Annotated in this window: 24 protein-coding genes and 1 tRNA gene; 11 read left to right on the top strand and 14 right to left on the bottom strand. The window is 73.7% G+C overall.

The features are described 5' to 3' along the window. Positions 1-280 precede the first annotated feature (280 nt). Together H293_RS0103540 and H293_RS0103535 are read right to left on the bottom strand one after the other, a co-directional pair. Entirely contained in the window at positions 281-1,567 is a 1,287-nt protein-coding gene (locus H293_RS0103540; protein WP_020116499.1) for an NAD(P)-binding domain-containing protein, read from the bottom strand. Further along, positions 1,567-2,913 carry a carboxylate--amine ligase gene (locus H293_RS0103535; RefSeq protein WP_028807516.1) on the bottom strand — a complete coding sequence of 449 codons (1,347 nt, stop codon included), beginning with the start codon at positions 2,911-2,913 and terminating at the stop codon, positions 1,567-1,569. The genes H293_RS0103540 and H293_RS0103535 overlap by 1 nt, the downstream gene beginning before the upstream one ends. Positions 2,914-3,030: 117 nt before the next feature. On the opposite strand from H293_RS0103535, the gene H293_RS0103530 reads away from it, so the two are divergent. Next, complete coding sequence (locus tag H293_RS0103530; RefSeq protein ID WP_020116497.1) at positions 3,031-4,350, top strand: glycoside hydrolase family 26 protein; 1,320 nt, start codon at positions 3,031-3,033, stop codon at positions 4,348-4,350. A gap of 22 nt (positions 4,351-4,372) precedes the next feature. Here H293_RS0103530 and H293_RS0103525 read toward each other — a convergent pair whose 3' ends face one another. Genes H293_RS0103525 through H293_RS0103485 form a run of 9 tightly spaced genes read right to left on the bottom strand, consistent with a single transcriptional unit; the run spans position 4,373 to position 14,980 of the window. Continuing rightward, positions 4,373-5,470, bottom strand: coding sequence for a GNAT family N-acetyltransferase (locus tag H293_RS0103525; protein WP_020116496.1), 1,098 nt, complete (start codon positions 5,468-5,470; stop codon positions 4,373-4,375). Further along, entirely contained in the window at positions 5,467-6,123 is a 657-nt protein-coding gene (locus tag H293_RS0103520; RefSeq protein WP_020116495.1) for a YveK family protein, read from the bottom strand. The genes H293_RS0103525 and H293_RS0103520 overlap by 4 nt, the downstream gene beginning before the upstream one ends. Beyond that, positions 6,120-7,265 (bottom strand): glycosyltransferase, encoded by a 1,146-nt coding sequence (locus tag H293_RS0103515; protein ID WP_020116494.1) that lies wholly within the window; start codon positions 7,263-7,265, stop codon positions 6,120-6,122. Before H293_RS0103515 ends, H293_RS0103520 begins: the two co-directional genes overlap by 4 nt. Position 7,266: 1 nt before the next feature. Next, the gene (locus tag H293_RS0103510) at positions 7,267-8,019 is read right to left on the bottom strand and encodes a polysaccharide deacetylase family protein (protein WP_020116493.1); all 753 of its coding nucleotides are present in this window, start codon (positions 8,017-8,019) and stop codon (positions 7,267-7,269) included. Next, positions 8,009-9,871 (bottom strand): murein biosynthesis integral membrane protein MurJ, encoded by a 1,863-nt coding sequence (gene murJ, locus H293_RS0103505; protein WP_020116492.1) that lies wholly within the window; start codon positions 9,869-9,871, stop codon positions 8,009-8,011. Before murJ ends, H293_RS0103510 begins: the two co-directional genes overlap by 11 nt. Then, entirely contained in the window at positions 9,868-11,235 is a 1,368-nt protein-coding gene (locus H293_RS48980; RefSeq protein WP_020116491.1) for an O-antigen ligase family protein, read from the bottom strand. Before H293_RS48980 ends, murJ begins: the two co-directional genes overlap by 4 nt. A 6-nt stretch (positions 11,236-11,241) precedes the next feature. After that, complete coding sequence (locus H293_RS0103495) at positions 11,242-12,666, bottom strand: exopolysaccharide biosynthesis polyprenyl glycosylphosphotransferase (RefSeq protein ID WP_020116490.1); 1,425 nt, start codon at positions 12,664-12,666, stop codon at positions 11,242-11,244. After that, positions 12,663-13,838 carry a glycosyltransferase gene (locus H293_RS0103490; RefSeq protein WP_020116489.1) on the bottom strand — a complete coding sequence of 392 codons (1,176 nt, stop codon included), beginning with the start codon at positions 13,836-13,838 and terminating at the stop codon, positions 12,663-12,665. Before H293_RS0103490 ends, H293_RS0103495 begins: the two co-directional genes overlap by 4 nt. Positions 13,839-13,888: 50 nt before the next feature. Next, positions 13,889-14,980 carry a hypothetical protein gene (locus H293_RS0103485; RefSeq protein ID WP_028807515.1) on the bottom strand — a complete coding sequence of 364 codons (1,092 nt, stop codon included), beginning with the start codon at positions 14,978-14,980 and terminating at the stop codon, positions 13,889-13,891. A gap of 256 nt (positions 14,981-15,236) precedes the next feature. Here H293_RS0103485 and chpG point away from each other — a divergent pair, with 256 nt between their 5' ends. The 8 genes from chpG to H293_RS0103445 all read left to right on the top strand — a co-directional run bounded on the left by chpG (position 15,237) and on the right by H293_RS0103445 (position 20,091). Further along, complete coding sequence (chpG, locus tag H293_RS0103480) at positions 15,237-15,476, top strand: chaplin ChpG (RefSeq protein WP_020116487.1); 240 nt, start codon at positions 15,237-15,239, stop codon at positions 15,474-15,476. Positions 15,477-15,643: 167 nt separating this feature from the next. Continuing rightward, complete coding sequence (locus H293_RS0103475) at positions 15,644-16,258, top strand: hypothetical protein (protein WP_020116486.1); 615 nt, start codon at positions 15,644-15,646, stop codon at positions 16,256-16,258. 110 nt (positions 16,259-16,368) lie between these two features. Next, positions 16,369-16,650: a hypothetical protein gene (locus H293_RS0103470; RefSeq protein WP_020116485.1), complete on the top strand. Its 282-nt coding sequence runs from the start codon at positions 16,369-16,371 to the stop codon at positions 16,648-16,650. Between the two features lie 184 nt (positions 16,651-16,834). Then, positions 16,835-17,335, top strand: coding sequence for a DUF5949 family protein (locus H293_RS0103465; protein WP_020116484.1), 501 nt, complete (start codon positions 16,835-16,837; stop codon positions 17,333-17,335). A 4-nt stretch (positions 17,336-17,339) separates the two neighbouring features. Next, a complete protein-coding gene (locus H293_RS0103460; protein WP_020116483.1) occupies positions 17,340-17,945 on the top strand; it encodes a vitamin K epoxide reductase family protein in 606 nt (201 codons plus the stop codon). A 124-nt stretch (positions 17,946-18,069) separates the two neighbouring features. Further along, complete coding sequence (locus H293_RS0103455; RefSeq protein ID WP_020116482.1) at positions 18,070-18,582, top strand: hypothetical protein; 513 nt, start codon at positions 18,070-18,072, stop codon at positions 18,580-18,582. A gap of 179 nt (positions 18,583-18,761) precedes the next feature. Then, a complete protein-coding gene (locus H293_RS0103450) occupies positions 18,762-19,241 on the top strand; it encodes a tyrosinase family oxidase copper chaperone (protein WP_020116481.1) in 480 nt (159 codons plus the stop codon). Further along, complete coding sequence (locus H293_RS0103445; RefSeq protein WP_020116480.1) at positions 19,225-20,091, top strand: tyrosinase family protein; 867 nt, start codon at positions 19,225-19,227, stop codon at positions 20,089-20,091. Before H293_RS0103450 ends, H293_RS0103445 begins: the two co-directional genes overlap by 17 nt. 100 nt (positions 20,092-20,191) lie before the next feature. Here H293_RS0103445 and H293_RS0103440 read toward each other — a convergent pair whose 3' ends face one another. The 3 genes from H293_RS0103440 to H293_RS0103430 form a co-directional block, all read right to left on the bottom strand. After that, positions 20,192-20,485 (bottom strand): chaplin, encoded by a 294-nt coding sequence (locus H293_RS0103440; RefSeq protein ID WP_020116479.1) that lies wholly within the window; start codon positions 20,483-20,485, stop codon positions 20,192-20,194. 138 nt (positions 20,486-20,623) lie between these two features. After that, complete coding sequence (locus tag H293_RS0103435) at positions 20,624-21,583, bottom strand: D-2-hydroxyacid dehydrogenase family protein (protein WP_020116478.1); 960 nt, start codon at positions 21,581-21,583, stop codon at positions 20,624-20,626. A gap of 479 nt (positions 21,584-22,062) precedes the next feature. Next, positions 22,063-22,135: transfer RNA gene (locus tag H293_RS0103430), tRNA-Arg, on the bottom strand. 322 nt (positions 22,136-22,457) lie between these two features. Between H293_RS0103430 and H293_RS0103425 the strand changes: the two genes are divergently transcribed. After that, complete coding sequence (locus H293_RS0103425) at positions 22,458-24,065, top strand: dynamin family protein (protein ID WP_028807513.1); 1,608 nt, start codon at positions 22,458-22,460, stop codon at positions 24,063-24,065. Positions 24,066-24,068: 3 nt separating this feature from the next. After that, complete coding sequence (locus H293_RS0103420) at positions 24,069-26,003, top strand: YfjP family GTPase (RefSeq protein ID WP_020116476.1); 1,935 nt, start codon at positions 24,069-24,071, stop codon at positions 26,001-26,003. Positions 26,004-26,175 lie beyond the last annotated feature (172 nt).

Genomic DNA, 26,175 nt, shown 5'->3' with positions numbered 1-26,175 from the left:
GACCACACGCCGCCTCCTGGTGGGGACCACACTCCTCCGCCCGGTGGCGAGAACAGTCCGCCTTCCGGTGGCCACCACATGCCCCCGCCCCAGCTGCCCCACACCGGTGCCGAGGCCATGCTGGCCGCATCGGGTGTCAGCGCCGCGATGATCGTGGGTGGGGTTGTCCTGTACCGCCGGGGCCGAGCCGCCTCCCGCCGATAGTGCGCCGGGTGCCGGACAGTCGACGTCCGGCACCCGCGGCCCGGTACGAGCGGCACGAGCCCCCGCTCGGCCCGCGTCAGCCGCGCGCGCCCGCCGGTGCCCCGCTGCGCCCCCGCCTCCCCGGCGCCGGCACCGCCGCTCCCACGTCTCCGGCCCGCAGCCGGCGCCGCACTCCCCGGACCAAGGTCTCCGCCGTGTAGGCCGCCCCCTGCACGAACCGCATCGCCGGGCCGAAGCCCGGGGCGGTGATCAGGCCGGCCAGGAAGAGGCCGGGGTGGGAGGACTCGAAGGCGGAGGTCACCCGGGGTGAACCAGCCGCGGTCCGCGTAAGGGCGGTGCGCAGCTCGGGATCGAGGAGGGTCAGACGGTCACAGGTGGCTGTGAAGCCCGTGGCCGCGATGACGTGTTCGGTTTCCAGGGGCGCGAGGAGCCCGGGAACTTCGCCACCTGTCCGGTGCACCACCTCCAGCCGTACCCCGGCCCCGTCCCTCACCGATCGTGCCGCCGCGACCTCGTGAGCGGGCAGGACCTCCACCGCTCCCTCGACCCGGTCCCTCACCCACCACGCGCCCGCCGGGCCGAGTGCCGTCGCGGCGACGCGGGCCCGGGTCGGCTCCGGCAGGCGATGGAAGAGGCCGGGGCGTTCGGAGTAGAACCAGTTGCGCCAGCCGCAGCCCAGGCCGCTGTGCGGGGCGCGGGCCGACTGCCACCAGGGGCGTTCCCACGGCGGTGGCACGTCGTTCCAGAACAGGTGGTCGGCGCGCACCAGCACCCGTACCCGCGTGCCCTGTTCGGCGAGGAGTGCCGCGGTCTCCAGGGCCGCCTGGCCGCCGCCGACGACCGTCACGTCCCGGCCGCGGAAGCGGGTGAGGTCGTGGTGGTGGCTGCTGTGCGAGACGAGGGACGGGGGCAGGTCGCGCAGGGCCGGCGGGATCTCGGTGAAGGGGATCACACCGACCGCCAGGGCGACCGTACGGGCGTGCACGGACTGGCCGTCCTCCGTGACCGCCTCGAAGCCGCCGGGACAGGGGGTCACCCGGGTCACCGTGCGTTCGTCGGCCTCGGGCGCGGCGTTGCGCGCGAACCACAGGCCGTACTCGGCGAACGTCTCCACCGGGAGGGGCTCCCCGTGCCGGGCCGCCACCCCCCGCTCCGCGCAGTACCGGTCCAGCTGCCAACGGCCGTGCGGATCCGAGAGGTTGGAGGCCCAGGGCTCCGACTTGAGGAACATGCCGCGGGGCATGTGGTCGCGCCAGGACGCCATGGGCCTGCCGAAGACGCGCAGCCGCAGCCCGGCGGCCGCGGCGTGGGACGCGATGGACAGGCCGTAGGGCCCGGCGCCCACCACCAGCAGGTCGTACATCAGCAACTGCTCGCCTTCTCGTCGCAGACGTTGTCGGAGGCGACCTCGGACAGATCGTGGGACAGGGCGTGGGGCAACTCGGTGGGCAGTCCGGCGGCGGAGGCGGTCGGTGCCGCCTGGTGCCCGGCGGGTGCGGGGGTCCGCGCCGAGGCCGCGGTGGCCGCCCCTCGTACACGATCCAGCAGCCGGCCCGACACATGGCGCGCCCACAGGCCCCACAGCGCCTGCCCGGGTCCGAGGTCGTCCCGTGCGTTCCAGGCCAGTTCGCGGCCGGCGGGAGGGGCGGGCCGCAGCGCGGTCAGCGGCGCGTAGTTCTCCACCACGAACTCCCGCCCCGGCAGCGGCACCCCGTCCGGCAGCGGACGGTGGGTCAGGTCGAGGTGCAGGGCGCGTACGACGTCCAGCCCGGCGGAGTCGGTGAACAGCCGGAACTGCGCTCCGGGGCGCGGGTTGAAGTCGAGCAGGTGATAGCGCCCCGTCGCGCCGCAGCGGCGGAAGTCGAGGTCGAAGATGCCGCGGTAGCCCAGCTCGCCCGCCAGCCGCTCGGCGAGCAACTGGACCTGCGCGTTGGGTGCCCAGCGGCCCACCGCCGTCAGTCCGGCGCCGCGCGGCCAGGCCCGTGTCTTGACGCCGGGACCACCGCCGCACACGGCCCCGGACCGGTCGGCGTACCCGTGGAAGAACCAGTCCCGGTCCGGGCCCGGGGGCAGGAACGCCTGCAGCAGGAGTCGGCTGCCGGCCTCCCCGGTGCGCAGGTACAGGTCCCGCGCCTCCTGCGCCGAGCGGACCACGGTGGTGCTGCGCAGCCCGGCCCCCGCGGGCACGAGCCAGGGCCTGCTCCACTTGGCGACCACCGGGAGCCCCAGTCCCCGGGCAGCGCTCGCGGCGTGCTCGGCGCTCTCCGGGACGACCGTCTCCGGATGAGGCACGCCCGCCGCCGCGCACACCTCGGCCAGTTGCGTCTTGTCGGCCACACGTTCGGGCAGCGTGCCCGGCTGCTGGGGCAGCAGATAGGCGGGGGCCAGTTCCTCACGCAGCCGGCCCACCGCGATGCCGCTCGCGTCGTCCATCGGGATCAGCACGGCCGGACGCGCGACGCCGGTCGCGATCCGGCGCAATGCGACAGCGATGTCACCGAGAGAGGCGCCGGGCGGCGGCGGGGGGTGGATCTGGCGTACAAATCGGGATCGCCGTACCGGACTTCCGGTGGAGTCCGCGACGAGATGGACCTGGACCCCCGCCCTGCCGAGTGAGCGTACGGCCCCCAGTGTTCCGTGGTGAAAGGGATTGCGGTCGATCCGCAGCAGGACGGCGGGAACTCGGGTGTCGAGCAGCGACACGGGCATCTTCCTTCGGGTGGTTTCACTCGGGCGGGCGATCGGTGCACTCGAAAGCCGTAACCACGGTGGCGTTGGTCATATTGATGTGACTGAGTGTCAGTTATCGGAGAGAAAGGAGCAGGCATGTCCTCACAGCAGCGAGGGGCCCGTTCCCGACGACTGGCGGTCACCGCGGCGGCGGTCGCCGCGTCGGTCGTCCTGGCGTCGGGTCCCGGTTTCGCCGCGGGGACGGCGCGGGTCGCCGATCCTCCCGCTCCGACACCGACGGTCGCCCCGCCGGTCCCCGCCTCGCCGGTCCCCGCGCCGGCGGTCACCCCGCCGATCCCGACGATCCCGCCGGTCCCGGTCCCGCCGATCCCACCGGTGAAGAGCACTCCCGCCTTCGGCGCCTACCTCGACTACGGCCCCAGCGGCGTGGCCCGCATCGCCGAGCTCAGCAACTGGCTGGGCGGTGCCGAGCTGCGCGTCGGGCACACCTATCTGCCCGGCGACCGCTGGACCAACATCGAGGGCCGGCACGGCTTCCTCGACGTGTGGGCGGACTGGCGTACCCGGCAGGCCGACCGGTTGCTGGTCCTCAACGTGCCCATGATGGAGCGCAACGAGGAGAACGTCTCCGACTCCGAGGTACGGCTGCTGCTGCGCCGGGGCGTCGCCGGGGAGTTCGACCGCCACTTCCGCGCGCTCGCCGAGCGGCTGGTCGAGCTGAAGGTGCCGGACACGGTCGTCGTCCTCGGCTGGGAGATGAACGGCACCACGTACACCCACCGCTGCGGACCCGACCCGGAGGCGTGGAAGACGTACTGGAAAAGGATCGTCACCACGATGCGCGCGGTGCCGGGCCAGAAGTTCCGTTTCGACTTCGCTCCGAGCCGCGGCCGGGACGCCGTTCCCTGGACGGAGTGCTACCCCGGGGACGACACGGTCGACATCGTCGGAATGGATTCGTACGACCAGCCCAGCGGACTGTCGTTCGAGCAGCAGGTGAAGGAGCCGTACGGCCTCCAGGCCCAGGTGGATTTCGCGAAGGCGCACGGAAAGGCCATCTCCTATCCGGAATGGGGGCTCTTCCGCAACGGTGACAATTCCGCGTACATGCGGGGCATGCTCGCGTGGATGGACACGCACAAGCCGCTGTACAACACGCTGACGGACTACTGTCCGCACGGTGTCTGGCAGTGCGCCGACAACCCCAGGTCCTCCCAGGTCTACCGGTCCGTGCTCTCCGGCCGCACCGAGAATCCGACCCCGGAGCCGACCAAGCCCGGCGGGACCACCGCACCGACGACTCCGGCCACACCGACGACTCCGGCCGTTCCCACCGCACCGGTCACGCCCGTGCCCCCGCCCAACTGCTCGCCGCTGCAACTGGGCGACTGGGTCGAGTACTGGCTCGGCGGGAAGCTGTGCCTGCGCTTCGACTGGTGGTCGCGCAGCCGGTGAACCCCAGGCGGCGGCGGGTCGGTCACGGCCCGTCGCCACCGCGCTCCCTCCACCGTCGCACCAGTTCCTTGCCCCGCTGCCGGGCGGCCACGTCGCACAGCGTCGCCGACAGCAGCGGGGCGGTGCGTCGCCGGGCAAGCAACAGCCGCTGGTTGACGACCGGTTCGGGACGCCAGTGGTGCTTGTACGGCTCGTCGCCGCGCAGCAGGCTCAGCGTGCCGCGGCCGCCGGCACGGGTGTGCTCCGCACACGCGTCCAGCAGCATCACCGCGACATCCGCCTTGCACTCCCGCAGCCGCGGATGGGCGCCGTAGAGATAGCCGCCCGCCAGCCGTCGCGACAGCAGCGTCAGGTCCACCGCCACCACGTCCTCGCCGAGCCGGAACTCGGTGACCACGGCGTCCCCCGAGCGCACCATCGGCCCGACCGAGCGCACCAGGTGGTCGCAGAACCGCGTGCGCAGATGCTCCGACGTCACCTTCCGCCCCTGCCACTGGAGCCGGTGCAGCTCCAGCAGCCGCCGCAGCGCCGAGTCGACCTCCTCCGGCCGCACCACCTGACGTTCGACGCCGAGCGCGGTCAGCTTGCGCAGCTTGGCCCGCACCCGCTGGGCCTTCGCCGAGGGCAGTCGGGCGACCAGTTGGTCCATCGGCACGGCCGGCAGCTCCAGGCACAGTGAGTCGCTGACCCGGCGGCGCGGGCCGTGCCAGCGGTCGTAGATCCGCTCGGCCGCGCCCCCGGGCCGTACCTCGCGGAAGTCGATCAGCGCGGTGCGGGCCACCGAGGCGAGCCCCTCGGTGAGGGCGGTGACCGCCTCCTCGCCGCGCTCGTCGTCCAGCAGCACGTCCCCGTAGTCGGAGATCGCCCCGCCGAGCGGTACCAGTGTCGGCACCGGACGGCGCACCCGCATCAGCGGGGCGACGGCGACGAGTTCACGCCCGTCGCGGACCAGCAGGAGGCGCAGCCGGCCGCGGCTGCCGTAGGAGAGCCACCACGAGTGCAGCCAGGCGTGGCTCTGGAACGGGGTCGCCGCCGCGCATCTGCCGTACAACTGGTGCCAGTCCGGGGCGAGTCCGGCGAACGCGGTGTCGTCGGTGACGAGTTCTACGGTGTACTTCACAGCTGTCCGTGGACGTCGGCGGCGGTGGCCGGGCTCGGCACGGACGGCGGCCGTACGGGTTCGCCCGTGGCCCGGCGCGGCCGGACCAGCAGCACAAGCCCGCCGAGCAGACCGCCCGCGCTCGCCCCCACCAGACCCGTCACCGCCGGGGACGCCGAGGACGGCGCCCCGGGACGGGTGGCGCGGGCGAACTGCCGGAGCTCGACGTGGGTGTCGGCCCGGGAGTCGTTCGCGTGCCGGGTCAGCGCGCGCGAGACGGCGTTGGCCATGTCGGCGGCGAGGTCCGGGCGCGCGGAGGTCGCCGTGATCGCGACCATCGGGGCGTCCGGCGAGGTCGCCGTCTGCACGCTCGACTCCAGCGTCCGCACCGGCACACCCGCCCACACCTGCGCGTCCCCGAGCACCGCGAGCTGCGTGGCGACCCTGCCGTAGGCCTGCGCGAAGCCCAGCGCGGTCGCGGAGTCGGACCTGTCGGTCGGCACCGCGACGACATAGCTGGTCGCCGTGTACGTCGGCGTCCTGACCAGGCCGTACGTGCCGCCGATCAGACCGCCGGCGAGGACACCGGCAGCGAGCAGGGACCAGGCCGGCAGCGACCTCGCGCGGGTGAGGGCGGGGGTCGGGCGGCGGGGGCCGGTGGGATTCTCGGTCATGAGGAACTGACTCCGTGAGGTGACGAGGGCGAGGAGTGGGCGGCCGCGTAGACGTCCATGAGCCGCGCGGCGCTGCGGGCGATGCTGTAGTGGTGGGCGGCGTCGGGCGCGGTGCGCGCGAGGGGGCCCTCGGCGCGGGCCGCCACCAGCGCCCGGGCGAACGCGTCGGGGCCCCCGGTCACGCGGCGCGCGGCCGGCGCGGAGTGCGCGGGCAGGTCCTCGACCGCAGGACAGGCGGCGTAGCGGACCGGCAGCCCGGCGGCGAGGCCCTCCACGACGGCCAGCCCGAACGCCTCCTCGGGGCACGGCGAGGCGAGCAGATCCATCGCGGAGGTGAGCGAAGGGAGGTCGGGACCGGGGGAGCCGTCGGATACGCAGGGGCGCTCGCCGGTGAACAGGACGCGGTCCGCCACCCCGGCCGCGTGCGCGGTGCGCCGCAGGACGTGCTCCTCGGGGCCGCCACCGACCAGCAACAGCCAGAAGTCGTCGGGGAGTTGGGCGAGGGCATGGATGAGTACGTCGAACCGCTTGGCCGCCGTGAGCCGGCCGATGCCGCCGACGACGTACGCGGTCTCCGGCAGTCCGAGTCGTTGGCGGGTGCGCAGCCGCTGTGCCGGGTCGAAGCGGAAGCGGTCCAGGTCGATGCCGTTCGGGACGACCGCGATCCGCGGGGCGGGCACCCCCCAGCGCCTGAGCCGGTCGGCGACCGTGGGGGAGACGGCGACGGTGGCGTGGCCGAGCCGCTCGCTGGCCAGGTACAGCGCCCGGACACCCGAGGTGAGCCTGCGCCCCTCCATCTGAGAGTCGCCGAGCGAGTGTTCGGTGGCCACCACCGCCCGGACGCCCGCGAGGCGCGCGGCGAGCCGGCCGTAGACACAGGCCCGGTAGAGGTGGGTGTGCACGAGGTCGTAGCGGCCCCGGCGGATGAGCCGGACCAGACGCGGCAGCGCGGCCAGGTCGCGGTTGCCGGCCATGCCGAGGTGCGTGACCCGCACCCCGTCCGCGGCGAGCCCGTCGGCGACCGCGCCCGGGTTGGTGAGCGTCACGACCTCGCAGTCGACGGGCAAGTGGCCCAGCAGGAGCCGCAGTTGCTGCTCGGCGCCGCCGACGCCGAGGCCGGTGATGATGTGCAGGGCCCTCATGTCACAGACCCTCCACGGGACGGCGCCGCAGCCGGTGCAGCCGGTATTTGAGGAACAGGCGTACGGCGTCGTCCTTCTGTCCGACGTGGACGCGGGGGAGGGCGAACGGGCCGGTGAGCGGGCCGGGGTCGATGGCGCAGGCGTAGCGGTACCCGGCGCCCCGCACGGCCTCGACGGTCCGCCGGTCGACCGTGCCGTAGGGGTAGCAGAAGCCGTCCACCGGCGCGTCGAGCAGGTCCTCCAGCGCGGCCCGGCTCTCCACGACCTCGGCCTTCAGCCTGAGGTCGTCCGCAGCCGTCAGGTCGAGGTGCGTCAGCCCGTGCGAGCCGATCTCGATGCCAGCCCGGGCCGCCTGCCGGATGCCGTCCGCCGTCAGGAGCGGCTTGCGCGGTCCCAGCGGGTCCCAGGCGTTGTCACCGCCGAGCCGGCCCGGCAGTACGAAGAGGGTGGCGCCGAAGTCCAGCCGGCGCAGCACCGGCAGAGCGTGGTCGACGAAGTCCGCGTACCCGTCGTCGAAGGTGAGCCCCGCCAGCCGCCGGCCCTCGCCGCGCGCGCGTGCGGCCAGCAGTTCGGTCATGGACACGCCCCGCACACCCCGCACGGCGAGCCATCTCAGCTGCCGTTCCAGCCGGTCGGGAGTGACGGTGATGCGGTACGGGTCGTCCGGGCAGTCCGTCACCGAGTGGTACATCGCCACCCAGGGAGCGGGGCCGGGGCGGGGCGCCGTGCGGGTGCCGGCGGAGTCAACGGCCATGCGTGAGCCTTCGGGTGATGGTACGGGCGCCGGCCCGTACGGAACGGAGGGCGGGTGCGAAGCCCTGGGCGCCCAGGGCCAGGCCGAGCAGCACGAACACGGCGGCCACGGTCGCCGTCCCCGCCAGGAGTCCCGGCAGCTCACCCGCCCGGCTCGCGACGAGCCAGCCCGTCGGCGTCGCGACCGCGGCCGCGCACACCGGCCGGCTCAGCTCCGCGAGTACCTGCCGGGTGCGCACGGGGATGCCGCGTGGGACGCCCCGGTACGTCGTCCCCATGCCGGCGAGCAGCAGCGACGCCGTCACGGTGATCCCGGCGGCGTTGGCGGCGGCGATTCCGGACACGCCCCAGGGGCCCACCGCCCAGGCGCCGGACGACGAGGTGACGAGGATGCCCGCGGCCATCGCGCAGACGGGGTACCAGGTGGGACGACCCGCCGAGAAGTACGAGCGGATCAGCACGCCGACCAGGGTCTGACCGAGCAGCCCGAGGGCGTACACGCGCATCACACCCGCTGTGGCCGCCGTGTCCCCGGCGGTGAACGCGCCGCGCTGGAAGAGGAGTTCGATGATCTGCGGGGCGCACGCGATCACCGTGGCCGCGCCGAGCAGCACCATGCAGGCGGCCAGCGCCAGGTCCCGCTCCACACGGGTGCGGGCCCGCTCGGTGTCGCCGTCGGCCAGGGCCCGAGCGACCACCGGGAAGGTGACCGTGCACAGCATCAGCGACAGGGTCATCGGGATCTGGGCCACCTTCTGCGCGTAGTTCAGGTGCGAGATGGCCCCGGCGGGGAGGGCGGAGGCGAGGAAGCGTTCGACGAGGACCTGGGACTGCCGGCACAGCGCGAAGAGCAGGAGGGGGGCGACGAGTGCCAGGGTCACCGTCCGGTCCGGCGTCTCGGCGGGCTCTTCCCGGCGCACCGCGGTGTGGCGCAACTGCCGCCACACCGCGGGCAGTTGGACCGCCACCATGAGGGCACCGCCGGCCGCGACACCCACGGCGGCCGACCGCACCCCCCAGTCGCCGCCCAGCACGAACATCGCCGAGATGATGCCGGCGTTGTACGCGACGTAGATCGCGCCCGGCATCAGGAACCGCCGGTGTGCCCGGAGCGCCGCGCTGCAGTACCCGGCGAGCCCGAAGCTCAGCACACAGGTCGCGGTGAGCCGGGTGCAGTCCACGGCCAGGGCGGTGTCGGGCAGGCCCGGCGCCAGCGCGTCGACCAGGTAGGGGGCGGTGGCGACGATCAGTGCGGACGCGGCGACGAAGACCAGGGTCAGGCGGGGCAGGGTGGCGGCGACGAGGGCCCGTACCGGGTCGCCGGGGACACCCCGGGCACGCCGGGCCAGGGCCAGGCTGAACGCCGGGATCAGCACGAAGGCCAGCCCGTCCTCGATGAGCAGCGTGGCCGCGAACTCCGGCACGGTCCACGCCACCAGGAAGGCGTCCGTCCCGCTGCCGGCCCCGAACAACCGCGCCAGCGACTGATCCCGCACCAGCCCGAGCAACGCCCCGGCGACGGACAGGGCGGCGGTGACGGCGGTGGCCTTGGCGAGGAACCGGCGGGATACGGCGGGGAGTTCGGGAACACGGCTGGGCAGGTCGGCGGCGCCGCGGGCCGGGGGGACGGGAAGCGGGGCGTCGGCGAGGTCGCGGGCGGGGGTGGAGCTGGAGCCGGACGAGGAGGCGAGGCTGGGGGCGGAGCCGGAGCCGGAGTCGGTGGGCCCGGAGAGGAGGCCGGGGGATCCCGAAGCTGGGCCGGGGGAGGAGCCCGAGGCGGCCGGTCCGGAAGCTCGGCCGAGGCCGGAGCCCGCCCCGGTCGACCCGGAGGCATGCGGAGGCGTCACCGTCATCGTGTTCCGGCCTCCTCCGCCTCGCCGGCGGCCCCGGCCCGTACCGTCGCGGAACCGCTTCCGGCCCGCGCCGCCACGGCACCGCTGCCGACCAGCGCCCACCACGCCACCACCCCGAAGCACACCGCCGTCAGTACCGTCGAGGGGCCGCCGATGTCCGCGTACGCGAAGTCCGTCAGCTGCCACACCAGCAGCCCGCAGCCGACGAGCGCGCAGTCGAGCCCCTGCCCGGACCCGCGCGCCCGCACCAGCCCCCGCAGTCCGCACACCAGCAGCGCCAGCCAGCCGCCCGCGAGGGCGAGCACGCCGATCAGGCCCTGTTCGGCGAGCACGAGGAGGTACATGTTGTGCGGGGACAGCAGCGGCTGCCGGCGGAAGGCCGCACCCGCGCCCTCCGTGTCACTGCCGGCGGACAGCGCCAGCGAGGCATGCGCGTCCCGCTGCTCGGGGAAGCCCTTCAACCCCACGCCGGTCAGCGGCTGTTCGCGCCACATGCCGACGGCGGCCGCCCACATGGTGTACCGGTCGGTCACGGACTGGTCGGGGGCGTCGGTGACCTGCGTGATGCTGCTGATCCGCTCCTGCAGCTGCGCCGAACCGACCCCGAACCCGCCCACCAGGACCACGCCGACGGCGGCCACCACGGCCCCCACCACCAGCGCCCGCCGCAGCCCGGCCAGCACCAGCTGCACCGAGCAGGTCACGGCCGTCGCGATCCACGCGCCCCGGCTGAAGGACAGCGCGAGCGGCAGGAGCAGCGCGAGCGCGCACCCGGCGGCGACCGCCCGCTGCCGTACGGACGCCCGTCCGAGCGCCAGCCCGAGCGCGCACACCAGCCCGAAGGAGACGACGGTCGCCATCCCCATCACGTCCGCCGCCCCGAAGGTGCCGACGGCCCGGATGTCCGCCCCCTGGTAGGAGGCGCCGGTCCCGGTCGCGTACTGGTGCACACCGATCGCGCCCTGCCACCCGGCGAGGGCCACCAACGACCAGGCCAGCAACCGGAAGTCACGCCGGTCCCGGACCAGCAGCAGCACCGCCGCCGGGACGACCACGAAGACCTGGAGGTAGCGGCCCATACCGGTGAGCCCCGCCACCGGCGAGGACGCGCCCACCGCGGCGACCGCCAGAGCGGCCACCGGCAGGCCGAACACGACGGCCGCCGTCCGCGACAGGGGCCGCCGCCGCTCCCGCAGCAGACGGATCACGCAGTACAGCACCACCAGTCCGGAGACCGCGTCGGCCGGCCCCGCACCGCTCTCGGCGCTCGGCGACACCGGCAGCGCCAGCAGGGCGACCACGGCCACCACCGGCAGCACGGGAGAGAACTCCCGTACCCGCGGCAGGCTCAGGGCGAGACTCATGCGCGCTCAGCTCCCCGTCGGACGCACGAGCGCGGCCGCGGTGCGCAGCAGGATGCAGATGTCCTGCCACAGCGACCAGTTGTCGATGTACGCGTTGTCGAACCGGCAGCGGTCCTCGATCGAGGTGTCACCGCGCAGGCCGTTGATCTGGGCGAGCCCGGTGATGCCGGTCCGCATCCGGTGACGCGCCGCGTAACCGGGGTAGGTCTGGCTGAACTTGGCGACGAAGTACGGGCGTTCGGGCCGCGGGCCGACCAGGCTCATGTCGCCCCACAGGACGTTCCACAGCTGGAGCAGTTCGTCCAGCGAGGTGCGCCGCAGGAAGCGGCACAGCCACGGCATCTGGTGCTCGTTCGCCACGCTCCAGCGCGTCGCCGCCTCGTGCGCGTCGACCGGCCGGTGGGTGCGGAACTTCAGCAGCGTGAACGGCTTCCCGTCCTTGCCGATCCGCTCCTGCCGGAACACCACGCCCGGCCCGCCGCTCAGCCGCAGCGCCACCGCGCACACCAGCAACAACGGGCTGACCAGCAACAGCAGCGCCCCGGACACGGCCACGTCCAGCGCCCGCTTCCCGGCGCTGCCCCGCCGCCGCGACCCCACCACCAGACGCCGGCAGGAGAACCCGGCGAGCTGCTCCCGCATCTCGTACGACGGCGACTCCGCATCGATCTCCCACACCGTGCAGCCCGACTCCGCGAGCGCCCGCAGCAGCGGCCCCTGCCGGGACCGTACGGACGGATGCACGGTCAGGACCTCCCGTACGCCGTTCTGGATGAGCGCCCGCTCGACCTCCTCGCCGGTCGTCAGCACGGGCAGCCCCTCGCCGCCGTCGGGCTGCTCGGTCACGACTCCCACCGGCCGTACCCCGCAGCCCGGATGGCGCAGGACGGCGGCGGCCACGCGCTGCGCGGTCGCCGCCGGGCCGATGACGAGGGCGGCGCGCGGCCGGGTGAGCCGGGCGAGGCGCTGGCGTCGGCGCACGGTGCCGCGGCCCGCGCAGGCCGTCACCGACTGGAGCAGGAAGCCGACGAGCAGGGTGGTCGCGGGCAGCGCCCGGTCCGCGTCGTACGAGGCCACCGCGGCGGCGACGAGCAGCCAGGCCACCGCGATCCTGGCGCAGACGGCAGGCAGTTCGTCGAGGACCCCGGCCACCTGGCGGGGCGGGTGCGGGCGCAGCAGCATCGACGCGGCCACCAGCAGCGCCACGAGCAGCGGCCGCCCCTGGGCACCGCTGAACGCGAGCGTCCCCACGAGGCCGGCGACGAGGTCCGCGGTGAGCAGCGGGACCGGGGAGGCGGGGCGTGCCGGGGGCCGGCGGGCGGGGAACCGGAATCCCGCTCCGGGGCCGCGCGGCGGCATGATCGAGACGGATGAGAATCCGAGGTCCCGGGCCTGTCCGCCGGGGGAGGGGACGGTGCTTTCCGCGGTCACGAGTGGATGGGCTCCCTGTACTCGGTGGGCGCGACGCGCGCGGCGGGCTCGGCGTCGAGCAGGTCGCGGTACAGGCCCGCCACCGCCTCGGACGTGCGCCGCACGTCATGGGTGGACAGGACGTGACGGCGCCCCTGGTGGCCGAGCGACTCGCGCAGCGGCGGGTCGAGCAGCAGTGCGGCGACGGCGTCGGCCAGAGCCGCCGGGTTCTGCGGGGGCACCAGGCAGCGCGGCGCGAGCGCGGGCGGCAGGCTCTCCCGGGCGCCGTCCACGTCCGTCATCACCACGGGCCGCCCGCAGGCCATCGCCTCCAGCGGGGCGAGCGCCATGCCCTCCCAGCGCGACGGCAGGACGACCAGATCGGCGGCCCGGTACCAGGGCACGGCATCGGCGACGGCCCCCGCGAAGAGCACGGACTCCGGGGCCCGTTCGCGCAGCTCGTCCCCCTCCGGTCCGTCCCCGACCAGCACGAGCCGGGCGTCCGGCACCCGCCGCAGCACCGCGTCCCACGCCCGCAGCAGGACGTCCTGCCCCTTCTGCCGGCACAGCCGCCCCACGCACACCACGAGCGGCGCCGCCGGATCGACCCCGGGAAGCAGCCCCGGCCGTACGGTGTCCGCGGGGGCGGGACGGAAGCGTTCGGTGTCGATCCCGTTGGGGATCACGCTCCACCGGCCCGCGATCCCGGCCCGCAGTCCGGTCCGGCGCTCCGCCTCGCTGACGCACACCGTCCGCGCGGACCAGCGCGCTCCACGCCGCTCCCAGCCGAGCGCGAGGGCGGCGGTGACGCCACCGACCGCCTCGAACGACCAGGCGTGCGGCTGGAACACGGTCGGGATCCGTCCCCGCACGGCGATCCGCCCGGCCAGTCCGGCCTTCGCGCTGTGCGCGTGCACCAGATCCGGCCGCACCTCCTCGATCACCCGGGCGAGCCGCCGTGTCTCGCCGACGAGTGCGGGACCCGGGGAGCGGGTCGCCTCCCACCGCCGTACGTCCGCGCCCAGGTCCCGCAGGCCCGCGGTGAGGGGCCCCTGCGGGCAGGCGACCGTGACATGCAGGCCGGCGGCGACCTGGGCCCGCACCAGGTCCGTCACCACCCGGGCGACCCCGCCGTCCACGGGTTGCGTGAGGTGCAGGACCCGCGGCCTGGGGTCGGTTGCTGACTGCTGCATTGCGCGGTTTCCTCGCTCACGGACGGGCTCGGGACGGGCCGGAACGCGCCCTAGTGCCGGGCGTCGACGTCGACGAAGAGCGCACCGGCCCACGCCGCGTCCCGCTGGGAAACGAGCCGGAAGGCCAGGTGGTCACCGCCGCGCCGCAGGGCGTTTCCGAGTTCGAACACGTCCGAGTCGTAACCGAGGGTGTGCGCGTACCCGGGCACACGCTCCGGCGCGGACGCCCCCGCCTCGGAGATCGTCGAGTTCAGTACGTCGCCCCGGGGGTCGGCGGGACCGGAGAGCACGGTGTTCGAACCGCGGCCGGTCGAAACGGTGAACGAATCACCCGTACGGCCGCGGTCGCCGTCGTACGCGACGAGCCCCACCCGGCCGGTGCCGTTCCTCGCCAGGCGCAGCCCGCCCACGCGGATCTCCTGGGCGCTACCGGAGTTCAGGGCGTCGAAGCCGTCCCAGACGGCCAGGTGCCGCAGCGGCTGGGCCGGGTTCGCGTAGGCCACCATCAGCGTCCAGCCGCCCCACGCCCCGGCCGTCGACCTGCCCATCGCCACGTTGACCTGCGCCACCGTGTACAGGCCCGAGCCGCTGTCCCTGACCAGCTTCGTGACGTCCGCCGAGGCCTGGAAGGCGTCCGCGCCGTGGGCCACCCGGTGGCCCACGACGGTGTCCGCGAGGAGGGCCTTGTACTGGCCCCCGGGCTCGGCGATCAGCACGCGCCCGTCGTCCTTCGGCGGCTTCTGCTCGCCCACCCGCAGGTTGCCGCCCCAGTACAGCCGCGCGTACGTCACCCGCGAGCCCTCGGGCAGCCGGACCTCGGCGCGGGAGGAGTTGTAGGTGTTGGGGTCGCGGTCCACGTCGACGTAGAACATGTCGAAGTCGCCGTTGACCCCCTTCCCGCCCGCGCGTACGGCCGGGCAGGCGGACACGGCCTGCGGGCCGGTGGCGCGGCAGCTGATGGAGGTGTTGGCCGCGCGCACGATGCCGCCGTGCTGGGTCGCGCGGTACCGCTCCGTGAAGGGGAGCCGCTGCGCCTGCGCGGCCGGCATCGCCGCCTGGGCGCAGACCGGCGTGCACAGGGCCGCCAGGGAGAGCGCGCCCGCCATCGCACGGCGCAGCAGTGGACCCGGGGAATTACGCATGACCGGCGTTGCCCTTTCGGGAAAGTACGGCGCCCCGTGCGTGCGACGTGCTGTCTGTGGGGGCCTCGGAAGGTCCGCAACTCTAGCCACGATCCGGACGATTAATGGCAAATCAGTCAACCGTGTCGGAATCGTGCAGCCGAGGCCCCGGTAGATCACTCCATTGGCCGCACAACCCGCGTGGGCGCCGCGCGTTGACACAACGCCGGGCATCCCGCCCGGGTGTTTTGTGTCAACCCCCAAGGAGCAACTCTCCATGTCGCGTATCGCGAAGGGCCTGGCCCTGACCTCCGTTGCCGCCGCGGCCGTCGCCGGTGGTGCGGGCATCGCCGTCGCCGACAGTGGCGCGCAGGCTGCCGCCGCTCACTCCCCGGGTGTGCTGTCGGGCAACGTCGTCCAGGTTCCGGTTCACGTTCCGGTCAACGTCTGCGGCAACACCGTCGACATCATCGCCCTGCTGAACCCGGCGTTCGGCAACCAGTGCGTGAACGACTGACGTTCACACGTCATGCCGTCGGCCGGCCGCCCTCCCGTGTTCCTGCGCGGGAGTGCGGCCGGTCTGCGCTGCCCCGAACGGGGGACGTGGGGCCATCGACCGGTTGCGGGGCGCGATGGGTGAATTCACGGTGGGCACAGATCCGATGCTCATCGAAAGGAACACCCATGCGTGGTCTGCCCGCACGGCGTATCGCGTCCACCGCGCTCTGCGCCGCCCTCCTGGTCGCCGCGACCGGTCCGGCCGCCGTCGCCGACCCGGCCCGGGAGCACACCCGTGCGGCCTCCCGTGCGCCCCTCCCCGACGCGGACACGCTCCTCGCCCAGGTCGAGAGCCTCAGTGACCTCGGCGGCGTCCTCACCCCGGTCACCGACCTGCTGAACTCCGTCCTCAAGGCCGACAGCGGCCAACTCTCCGCCGACGAGGCGACCAAGCTCGGCACCGCCGTGCAGGACGCCATCGCCAAGGTCACCACGACAGCGCCGACGACCCCCGTCACGCCCGCGGCCCCCGCCCCGGCCGGCACGTTGCCCGCGCCCACGAGGAGCGGTGGCGACACCGTGGCGGCCCCAACCGACGTCATCGGCGACGCGCTGGCCGCGCTGCAGAAGGCGATCGACGAGCTGATCAAGGCGGTGACCTCGGGCGACGCAGCTCAGGTGACCACGGCGGTCACCAACTCGGTGGCGAGCCTCGTCAACACCGTCGCCGCGACGCTGCTGGGCGGCAAGCTGCCCGCACCGAGCCTGCCCGGCCTGCCGACGGCAGGTCTGTCGAGCTAGGCCCATTTCATATGAGGACTCATAGGAGGAGTTTCCGCTCCGGTCGCAACTCGTTGGGCACGGCGTCAGAATTCCCTCTGGCGACATGAGTTGCCGAAGAAAGGAACACGATGAAGTCCCTGAAGGCCGCTGCTGTCGTTGCCGGTTCCCTGGTCCTCGCCGGTGCCGCAGCGCCCGCGTTCGCCTACAACAGCGCCGACCTCACGCCCACCAGCCTCAACGGCGCCGTGAACGCGCTCACCAGGGGTCCCATCGACGTGATGCCCCTGCAGCACCAGTCGGACGCGCTCGACACCGAGAACAAGGACTCCGTGCTCAACACCGTGAAGGGTGCGACCCGGGACCTGAACAACGATGGCGGAATTGTCGGCGTTCTTCCCGTCGGCGGCTGAATCCGCTTTTCCCGGAACCGGAGCTGTCCGGGAAAAGGGCCGATTCCGTGGTGGCCGTCCAGGGCCACGGGATCGGCCCTTCGCTGTTCGAGCCCGTCCCTCGTTCGTGTGGACGGACGGCGGCCCGTCGCCCGCTCGGGTGAGAACGGTCGGCGGCCCTCCGGAGCGTCGCTATGGTCGCCCGGTGACCTCAACCTCAAGCGAAACCCGGCCCCTGCGCTCCGCCGACCTGGGCACCGTAGTCGTACTTCCCTGGAGCGGGGAGAACGCCGACGGCATCGACATCCCCCACCTCCTGGTCTGCTCCCTCGGGAACACCGAGGGCGGTCCGGAGGCGACGTCCGCGGCGGTCGAGCGGCTGCTGACGGACAACGGCCTGCCGGTCGGACGGGAGTTGGTCGACGGCATCGCCAGGCCCAGTCTCCCGGTCGGGCTGCTCGTCGTCGCGGGTCAGGCCGTCCTCACCATGCCGCGGCTCAGCGTCCAGTGCACCGTTCCGCCGGAGTGGCTGGAGGCGGTCGAGGCACGCGGCTTCGCCTACCTGATCTTCACCACCCGCGCCTGGACCGAGGCCGAGCCGGGCGAGTCCGTCGATCCGGCGGCGCTCGCCGAGTTCGTCAACGCCGACGAGACCCTGGACGCCGCCGCGCACATCGTGCTGCCGGCCCGCAGCCTGCGCGCCTGACGCCGTGGCCACCCCGGGACAGCACCCGCCAGAACCGGCGGGCGCGGGCCGTGCCTTCGCCCTGCTGCTGGTGATCACGGGCGCGGCCGGGCTGCTGGCCTCCTGGGTGATCACGCTCGACAAGTTCAAGCTGCTGGAGGACCCGGACTTCACCCCCGGGTGCAGCCTCAACCCGGTGGTGTCCTGCGGCAGCGTCATGGAGAGCGACCAGGCCTCGGCCTTCGGGTTCCCCAACCCGATGCTGGGCCTGGTCGCCTACGGCATCGTGATCTGCGTCGGCATGAGCCTGCTCGCGGGCGCCCGCCTGCCCCGCTGGTACTGGCTGCTCTTCGGTGCCGGCTGCCTGTTCGGCGTCGGGTTCGTGTCGTGGCTGCAGTTCCAGTCGCTGTACCGGATCAACGCGCTGTGCCTGTGGTGCTGTCTGGCGTGGGCCGCCACGATCCTGTTGTTCTGGTACGTCGCCTCGCACGCCGTACGCCATCGGTTCCTGCCCGCGCCCGCCCCGCTGCGGACGTTCCTCGACGAGTTCACCTGGGTGCCCCCGGTGCTGCACATCGGGATCGTCGGAATGCTGGTCCTGACCCGCTGGTGGGACTTCTGGACGAGCTGACCGGGCGCTGTCGGTTCGTCGTACTACTGCGGCACCCGGGGGATTCTTGCGCTGGTGACCGCCCCAGCATCGTTACGCGGTAAGGACGTTGAGCCCCCGAACCCTGAAAGGGACCGCACCTGCCATGAAGTCGACCCCCCGAACCCTTGCCGCCGTCGTCACCGGCGTCGCGGCCGCCATGGGCGCTGCCGCCGCGCCCGCCGCCGCGGTCGGCACGGTCCCCGTCCCGGTGCCGCTGGATGCCGCCGAGAAGACCCTCCACATGGAGCTGCCCAGCCTGAGCGGCGAGATCCCGCTGCCGAGGCCGGGCAAGCCGGACGGCCCGCAGTTCGTCGAGGGCCGGCTCCTCCCCGCGCGGACCCTGCCGCAGCTGCCGATCACCGGCGGCCTGCCCGGCGCGGGCATGCGCGCGCCCGTGCCCCACGTCCTCGGAACGGACTTCGACCACGTCGGTGTCGGCGTACCCGTCTCCGACCTGCGCACCCTGTCGCCCGGCCTGAGCGTGGACGCCCCGCTGACGCGGCCGAACCCCGACCACATGGGCCTGCCCGACACGAAGCTCCCGCAGGTCGGCATCCTCGCCCCGGTCCTGCAGACGGTGCCCGGCGCGGACCTGGGCATGGGACCGGGCCTGTAGGACCGCGCCGACGCGGCGAACTCTGCACAGGGGCCCGGGGGCCGGGGCCCGGGGGCCGGGGGCCGGGCAGCGGCACCCGGGCCCGCCGGCTCTCCGGGACGGCCCGGACCGCGGGAGTGACCACGGGGGCCCTCGGGCGGTTACCGCTGTGTACATCGGAACCGGACGAGGAGTGCACGATGGTCGTCAGCGTGGGTGGGGGAGTGGCGAGCGCCGAAACGGGGGCGGTGAGACCCGGGCCGGTGCGCACCGCGCGGCGGGACGCGCTGCGCGGGCTGCTCGTCACGGCCGTGGCCCTGGCGCTGGCCCCCGTCGTCGCGGCCTCCCGGCCGGTGCGCCGGGCCGCGCGACCCGCGGACCTGGCCGACGAGTTCGACGAGACCCACCGCGGCCGGCGCATCCGCGGCTCGCGGATGACCGCCGCCGGGCGCCCCGTCGCCGCTGCCCCGTGGCACGTCACCGTGGACGGCCGACCGCTGCACCTCATGCGCCGCGCCGACGGCAGCTGGCTGAGCATGATCGACCACTACCGCTCGTACCCGACCCCGCTGGAGGCGGCCCGCGCGGCCGTCGACGAACTGGGGCCGGGACAGCGGCCGCGCGACACGACCACGGCCGACCACGCGCACATGGGGGGACACCATGGTGTACACGCGTAAGGACGTCAGCACCCTGACCGCCGCCGAGAAGCGGCGGTTCGTGCAGGCGATGCTGGAGCTGAAACGGCGCGGTGAGTACGACGAGTTCGTGCGCACGCATATCCAGTACTACGTCTCCGACGGCGAGGACGGTCTGCGGACGGCTCACATGGCGCCCTCCTTCCTGCCCTGGCACCGCCGCTTCCTGCTGGACCTGGAGCGGGCGCTGCGCCGCGTGGACTCGTCGGTGACGGTGCCGTACTGGGACTGGACCCGGGACCGTACGACAACGTCCGCGCCCTGGACCAAGGACCTCCTCGGCGGCAACGGGCGGCGCTCGGACCGCCAGGTGATGACCGGGCCGTTCGCCTACGCGAGCGGCAACTGGACCCTCACGGAGGGCGTCACCGACGGGGAGTTCCTCACCCGGGACCTCGGGCGCGCCGCAGCCCCCCTCGCGCTGCCGACCAAAACCGAGCTGGAGGGGGCGCTCGCCGACCCCGTCTACGACGTCTCCCCGTGGAACTCGACAGTGACCAAGGGCTTCCGCAACAAGCTGGAAGGGTGGGGCAGCGGCCGGGGCAGTGCCGCCTGGCGCAACCACAACCGGGTGCACCGCTGGGTCGGCGGGGCCATGGTCGGCGGCGCGTCCGTCAACGACCCCGTCTTCTGGATGCACCACGCCTTCATCGACCTGTGCTGGTACCGCTGGCAGCGGCGGCACGGCGGCGCCCGCTATCAGCCCGCGAGGCCGCCCGGCCCGGCGAGCGACCAGTACGAGCGGGTCGTGGCCCGGCACGAGAAGTTGCCGCCATGGGACGTGACGCCGGATCAGCTGGAGGACGTCAGCGGGATCTACCGGTACGGCTGAGGACCGGGCAGAGAGGGGAACGGGGACCGGGGACAGGGGACCGGGCAAGGGAAGAGCCCCGGCGCTCGAGGTGCCGGGGCTCTGGTGCGCGTACGGACGATCAGCCGCCGTAGCCGCCGTGCCCACCCGGGCCCGGGTTGCCCTTGTGGCTGTCGCTGACGTTGGCGCAGCTGTTGCCGAAGGCCGGGTTCAGCAGACCGATCACGTTGACGGTGTTCCCGCACACGTTGACCGGGATGTGGATCGGGACCTGGACGACGTTGCCGGACAGGACGCCAGGCGAACCGACGGCGGCGCCGTCCGCACCCGCGTCCGCCAGGGCCAGGCCGGCGCCACCGATGACCACGGCACCGGTGCCGAGGGCGACACCTGCTGCCTTCGCGATGCGAGACATCACGTTCTCCTTCTGATCGGTAAGTGCGGCGGCAGGACGAGCCGTCGCACTTCCCGTTCAACGCGAAGGCTCACTCCTGGTAACGGCGTTCATGTGCGGATCACCCTTCTTGAGGCGGAGGGCCGTCTACCGCACATCTCAGGGGAGCCGTCGTACGGGGGCACCCGCCAGGTATGCCTCGATGTTCTCGACGGCCTGGCCGTAGTAGGTCGCGTAGTTGGCGCGCGAGACATAGCCGAGGTGCGGGGTGGCGAGCAGGCGCGGTGCCGTGCGCATGGGGTGGTCGGCGGGGAGGGGCTCGGTGTCGAAGACGTCGACGCCCGCTCCGGCGATCCGTCCTTCGTGCAGGGCGGCGAGGAGCGCGTCCTGGTCGACGATCGCCGCGCGCGAGGTGTTGACCAGGTAGGCGGTGGGCTTGAGGAGAGCGAGTTCGGCGGGGCCGAGCAGGCCTCGGGTGCGGTCGCCGAGGGCGAGGTGGACGGAGACGAAGTCGCTCTCGGCCAGCAGCTGCTCCTTGGATCCGGCCAGGTGCACGCCCACCTCGTCGGCGCGCTCCCGGGTGAGGTTCTGGCTCCAGGCGCTGACTTCCATCCCGAAGGCGAGCCCTACCTGCGCCACCCGGCCGCCGATCTTCCCGAGGCCGAGCAGTCCGAGCCGGCGGCCGTGCAGGTCGGCGCCGACGGTGGACTGCCAGGGGCCGTTGGCGCGCAGGGAGTTGCTCTCCTCGACGATCCCGCGGGCGAGGCCCAGCAGCAGCGCCCAGGTCAGCTCGACCGGCGGGGCCGACGAACTCGCCGTACCGCAGACGGTGACGCCGTGCGCCTCGGCGGCCGCGTAGTCGATGACGGAGTTGCGCATGCCGGAGGCGATGAGCAGCTTGAGTTGGGGCAGGCGGGCGATGAGGGAGGCCGGGAAGGGGACGCGCTCGCGCAGGGTGACCACGATGTCGGCGTCGGCGAGAGCGGCGGCCAGGGCGTCCTCGTCGGTGAAGTGGGTGGCGTGGGACACGACGTCGACCCGGTCCGCGAGCGGTGACCAGTCGGCGAAGTCGCCCGCCGCCCGCTGGAAGTCGTCGAGCACGGCACAGCGCAGACGCATGTCGGTCCTTCCCCTGCTTGATCCGGTTCTTGGTCCGGTACCTGGTCCGGGTGCCTGGTCCGGTCAGGGTGATCGACTTTACGCCGCCGCACTGTCAGTGCCGCGCCGTGCGTAGTAGTCGCGCATGAGCTCGGTCGCCCAGGCGGGCTGGTCCGTGGGGCCTGCGGACCGAACTCGGGCAGGTGGGGCTTGATGTCGAGGCCGTCGGTGCGCAGCAGCAGGCAGCGGGAGACGCCGATGCACGCGGTCGAAGTGATAGACGACCTCCAGGTGGGAGAAGCGGTCCGGCCCGGCGAGCGCCTAGGGCCCGAAGCGGCCCGCGTCCAGCCGTGTGACGGCGGTCTCCTTGCCCCCGTCACCGGCCCCCTTCGTTGCCCGGACTCGCGCTCGCACTGCCCCGGGGCGCCTGGCCGCATACGGCCGCGCGGGGCGGACATGAAAAAACCCTCTGCCCGAACCGCGTGGTCAGAAGGTGTTTGCGCCCCCGGCAGGACTCGAACCTGCGGCCAAGCGCTTAGAAGGCGCCTGCTCTATCCACTGAGCTACGGGGGCCGGGTGTGGTGGCCTCTGTCTTGGGTGCCCGGGTGTGGGCCGTTCCGTGACGTTGCCGGGGACAAGGATAGGGCTCCCACGACCTTGTCCCTGTTGCTTCGCCTCCGTGGCTCGATGTGGAGGTTCAGTGAAGCGGTCCTGATAATCGCAGGCAGGTACGAATCGTGCATCGCTTTTGGCGCCTCGCGCACCGGGTGTTGTGCACTCGTTATGCCTGGACTGTGCCTGCGTCCCAGTCATCCCTTCCGCCCCTTGTGTCCGGTCGGCGCGCAGACATGGCCATATGCTTCAGAATTCCCCCAAAATTGGGCATTCTTCACATGTGGTGACCTTGGACGTACGGCCTCAGCTGCTCGACGCACTCTCCGCCCTGCGCGACCGTGTCGCCGCCGCACGCTTCCCGCTGCCCCTGGCGGGGGCCCCACGCGCGCGTGCCAACCGCGACGAACTGCTCGCCCAGCTCGACGACTATCTGGTGCCCCGGTTGAGGGACCCCGAAGCGCCGTTGCTGGCCGTGGTGGGCGGTTCCACCGGGGCTGGCAAGTCGACCCTCGTCAACTCCCTTGTGGGGCGGCGGGTGAGCGAGGCGGGCGTGCTGCGGCCGACCACCCGGACGCCGGTGCTGGTCTGCCATCCGGAGGACCATCACTGGTTCAGCGGAATGCGCGTACTGCCCGACCTCACGCGCGTGTGGGTGCCCCACCACGAGCCGGGCGACGAACTCCTGCTGCCCGGCGAGAACCCCGCGCGCGTGCTGCGCGTCGAGACCGCCGACACCCTCCCGCCGGGCCTCGCGCTCCTGGACGCGCCCGACGTCGACTCCCTGGTGGCCGACAACCGCACGCTCGCCGCCGAACTGATCTGCGCCGCCGACGTCTGGATCATGGTCACCACGGCCGCCCGCTACGCCGACGCCGTCCCCTGGCATCTCCTGCGCACCGCCAAGGAGTACGACGCCACCCTCGTGACCGTCCTCGACCGGGTGCCGCATCAGGTCGTCTCCGAGGTCTCGCGGCAGTACGGCGCCCTGCTCACCAAGGCGGGCCTCGGCGACGTGCCCCGCTTCACGGTGCCGGAACTGCCCGAGTCGGCCTGGGGCGGCGGGCTGTTGCCGGCCACCGCCGTGGCATCGCTGCGGACCTGGCTCGTCCACCAGGTGCAGGACCCCGCGGCCCGGCAGCACGCCGTCGCCCGTACGGCCCACGGTGTCCTCGCCTCCCTCAAGTCCCGGATGCCCGAGCTGGCCGGAGCGGCCGCCGCCCAGTACGCGGCCGCGCTGCGGCTCACCAACGCCGTCGAAGGGGCGTACGACAGCGAGTACGCGCGCGTGCGGGGGCGGCTCCAGGCCGGCGCGGTGCTCGCCGGTGACGCCCTCAAGCGCTGGCGGGCCTTCCCCCTCGACTGCACCGCCGCAGAGCTCCTGGACGCCCTGGTGGAGAGCCTGGCCGCACTCCTGCTGTGCGCGGTCACCGCCGCCAACGAGCGCGTCGACGAGGCCTGGCGGCGCGAACCGGCCGCGGCCGCGCCGGAACTGACGAACCGCGATCCGACCGCGGAGAGCGCCGAACACCGGATCGGGATGGCCGTACGGCGCTGGCGGCGGGAGCTGGAGGAGTACGCCGAGGAGGAGATCCGCGACCTCGACCGCGGGGTCGCGCCCGACCCGGAGACGGTCGCAGCCCTCGTCGCCACCGCGCTGCTGGGCGGACGTCGGGCACGGGTCGCCGGTGAGGGGCTCGCCGAACGGATCGGCGCCCACGGGGCCCTGCGACTGCGCGACCGGGGCGGACGGCTGCTCGCCGAGCACCTCGACCGGGTCGTGCACACCGAACGCGAGCGCCGGCTCGCCCCGCTCGACGCCCTCGACGTACACCCCGAACCCCAGGCCGAACTCATCGCCGCGCTGTCCGTACTGCAGAAGGAGAGGTGACCGATGACCGCCGTCACGGATCAGGACCACACGGAGCAGACGGGGGACGCCGGATCGGAGAACGGGGAGGGACCGGTCGAGGAACCCGTGGGGAGCGACGCGGACATGGGCGGGAAGGACGGGCACGCGCGCGTGGAGAGTGCGCAGAGCGGTCCCGCGCGGACGGAGGCGGGGCCGGGGCGCGCGCGGGAGGAGGCTGCACACGCGCGCGGAGAGGCCGTGGAGCACCCCGGCGAACCGGCCGACGCCGACTCCGCGGGAGGCTGGGACGACGGGCTCATCGCACGTCGGGTCACCGCCGAGACCGAGCAGGCCGCCGCATTGGAGGTCCGTGGGCCCAACGCCCCGCCCGCGGCCCCGCTCGCGTACGACGCCCCCCTGCGCTCCCGTCTGGACGCGCTGCGGGAGCTCGTAGGGCTCTCGCGGGCCCGGCTCGACAGCCGGACGCTCGCCGAGGCCGGCCAGGTCCTGGACGAGGCGGCCGCCCGGCGCAGGCTCTCCGGGCAGCACACCGTCGTCGCCATCGCCGGCGCGACGGGCAGCGGCAAGTCGCAGCTGTTCAACACGCTCGCCGGAGTGGCCATCTCGGAGACCGGGGTGCGCCGGCCGACCACGGCCGCGCCGATCGCGTGCAGCTGGAGCGACGGTTCGGCGAGTCTCATCGAACGGCTCAACATCCCGCCCCGGTTGCGGCGGCGCCCGCTGCAGAGCGCCGAGTCGGAGGCACAGTTGCGCGGGCTCGTCCTGATCGACCTGCCCGACCACGACTCGGCGGCCGTCCAGCACCGCGAGCACGTGGACCGGATCCTGGCTCTCGTCGACGCCGTCATCTGGGTCGTCGACCCCGAGAAGTACGCCGACGCGATGCTGCACGAGCGCTATCTGCGCCCCATGGCGGGCCACGCGGAGGTCATGTTCGTCGTCCTCAACCAGATCGACCGGCTGCCCGGGGAGGCCGCCGAGCAGGTCCTCGACGATCTGCGGCGGCTGCTGGACGAGGACGGGATCGCCCTCGGGGAGTACGGCGAACCGGGCGCGACCGTGCTCGCGCTGTCGGCGCTCACCGGGGACGGCATCGGTGAACTGCGGGAGGCGCTCGGTCAGTTCGTGACGGAGCGCGGGGCTCCGGCGCGGCGGATCGCGGCCGACGTGGACGCGGCGGCCTGGCGGCTGCGGCCCGTCTACGCGACGGGCCGGCGCACCGGGCTGAGCGAGGAGGCGCGCGAGGACTTCGCCGCCCGGCTCGCGGACGCGGTCGGCGCCACCGCTGCGGGCGAGGCGGCCGAACGCGCCTGGCTGCGCAACGCCAACCGCGCGTGCGGGACGCCCTGGCTGCGGCTGTGGCGGTGGTACCAGGACCGGAGCGAACCCGCCACGGGCCGGCTGCCGTTGCGCGCCCAGCCCGACGAGGAGGCGACCGCGCGGCAGCGTGTCGAGCAGGCCGTACGGACGCTCGCCGACCGGGCCTCGGCGGGACTGCCCGCGCCGTGGGCGCAGGCGGTGCGCGAGGCGGCCGTACGCGGCTCCCAGGGGCTGCCCGAGGCGCTGGACCAGCTGACGGCCCGGGCCGGGCTGCCGCCGGGCCGTCCGCCGCGTCCGGGCTGGTGGCCGGTGGCCGTGCTGGCGCAGGCGTCCATGACGCTCCTTCAAGTCGTCGGCGGGCTCTGGCTGGTGGGTCAGATCGTCGGGGTCATGGCGCCGAACCTGGGGGTTCCGGTGCTGCTGATGGTGGCCGGCATCATCGGCGGTCCGCTCGTCGAGTGGAGCTGCCGGATGGCGGCGCGCGGGCCCGCGCGCCGGTACGGCGTGGAGGCGGAACGGCGGTTGCGGGAGGCGGCGTCCGGGTGCGGGCGGGCGCGGGTGCTGGATCCTGTCGCGGCGGAGCTGCTGCGTTACCGGGAGGTCCGGGAGCAGTACGGCAGGGTCGTCGGGGTGTGACGGCCGGCCCTGTGGAGCGGGTCCCTCGTTCGGGTGGCGGAGTTTTCCACAACCCGTGGACGGTCCACAGGGCGCAGCGGGCTCGGCCCGGCGGAGGCAGTCTGGCTTCGCGGCGATCGCGGTGACGCGGTCGGTGCGCAGACAGCAGCGGCCGTACGGGACGGGCCCGTAC

The sequence above is a fragment of the Streptomyces canus 299MFChir4.1 genome (assembly GCF_000383615.1).
In the GTDB taxonomy this organism is placed as follows: Bacteria; Actinomycetota; Actinomycetes; order Streptomycetales; family Streptomycetaceae; genus Streptomyces; species Streptomyces canus_C.
Note: the sequence above shows the minus strand (reverse complement) of the source record. Positions and strands in the feature narration are given on the sequence as shown.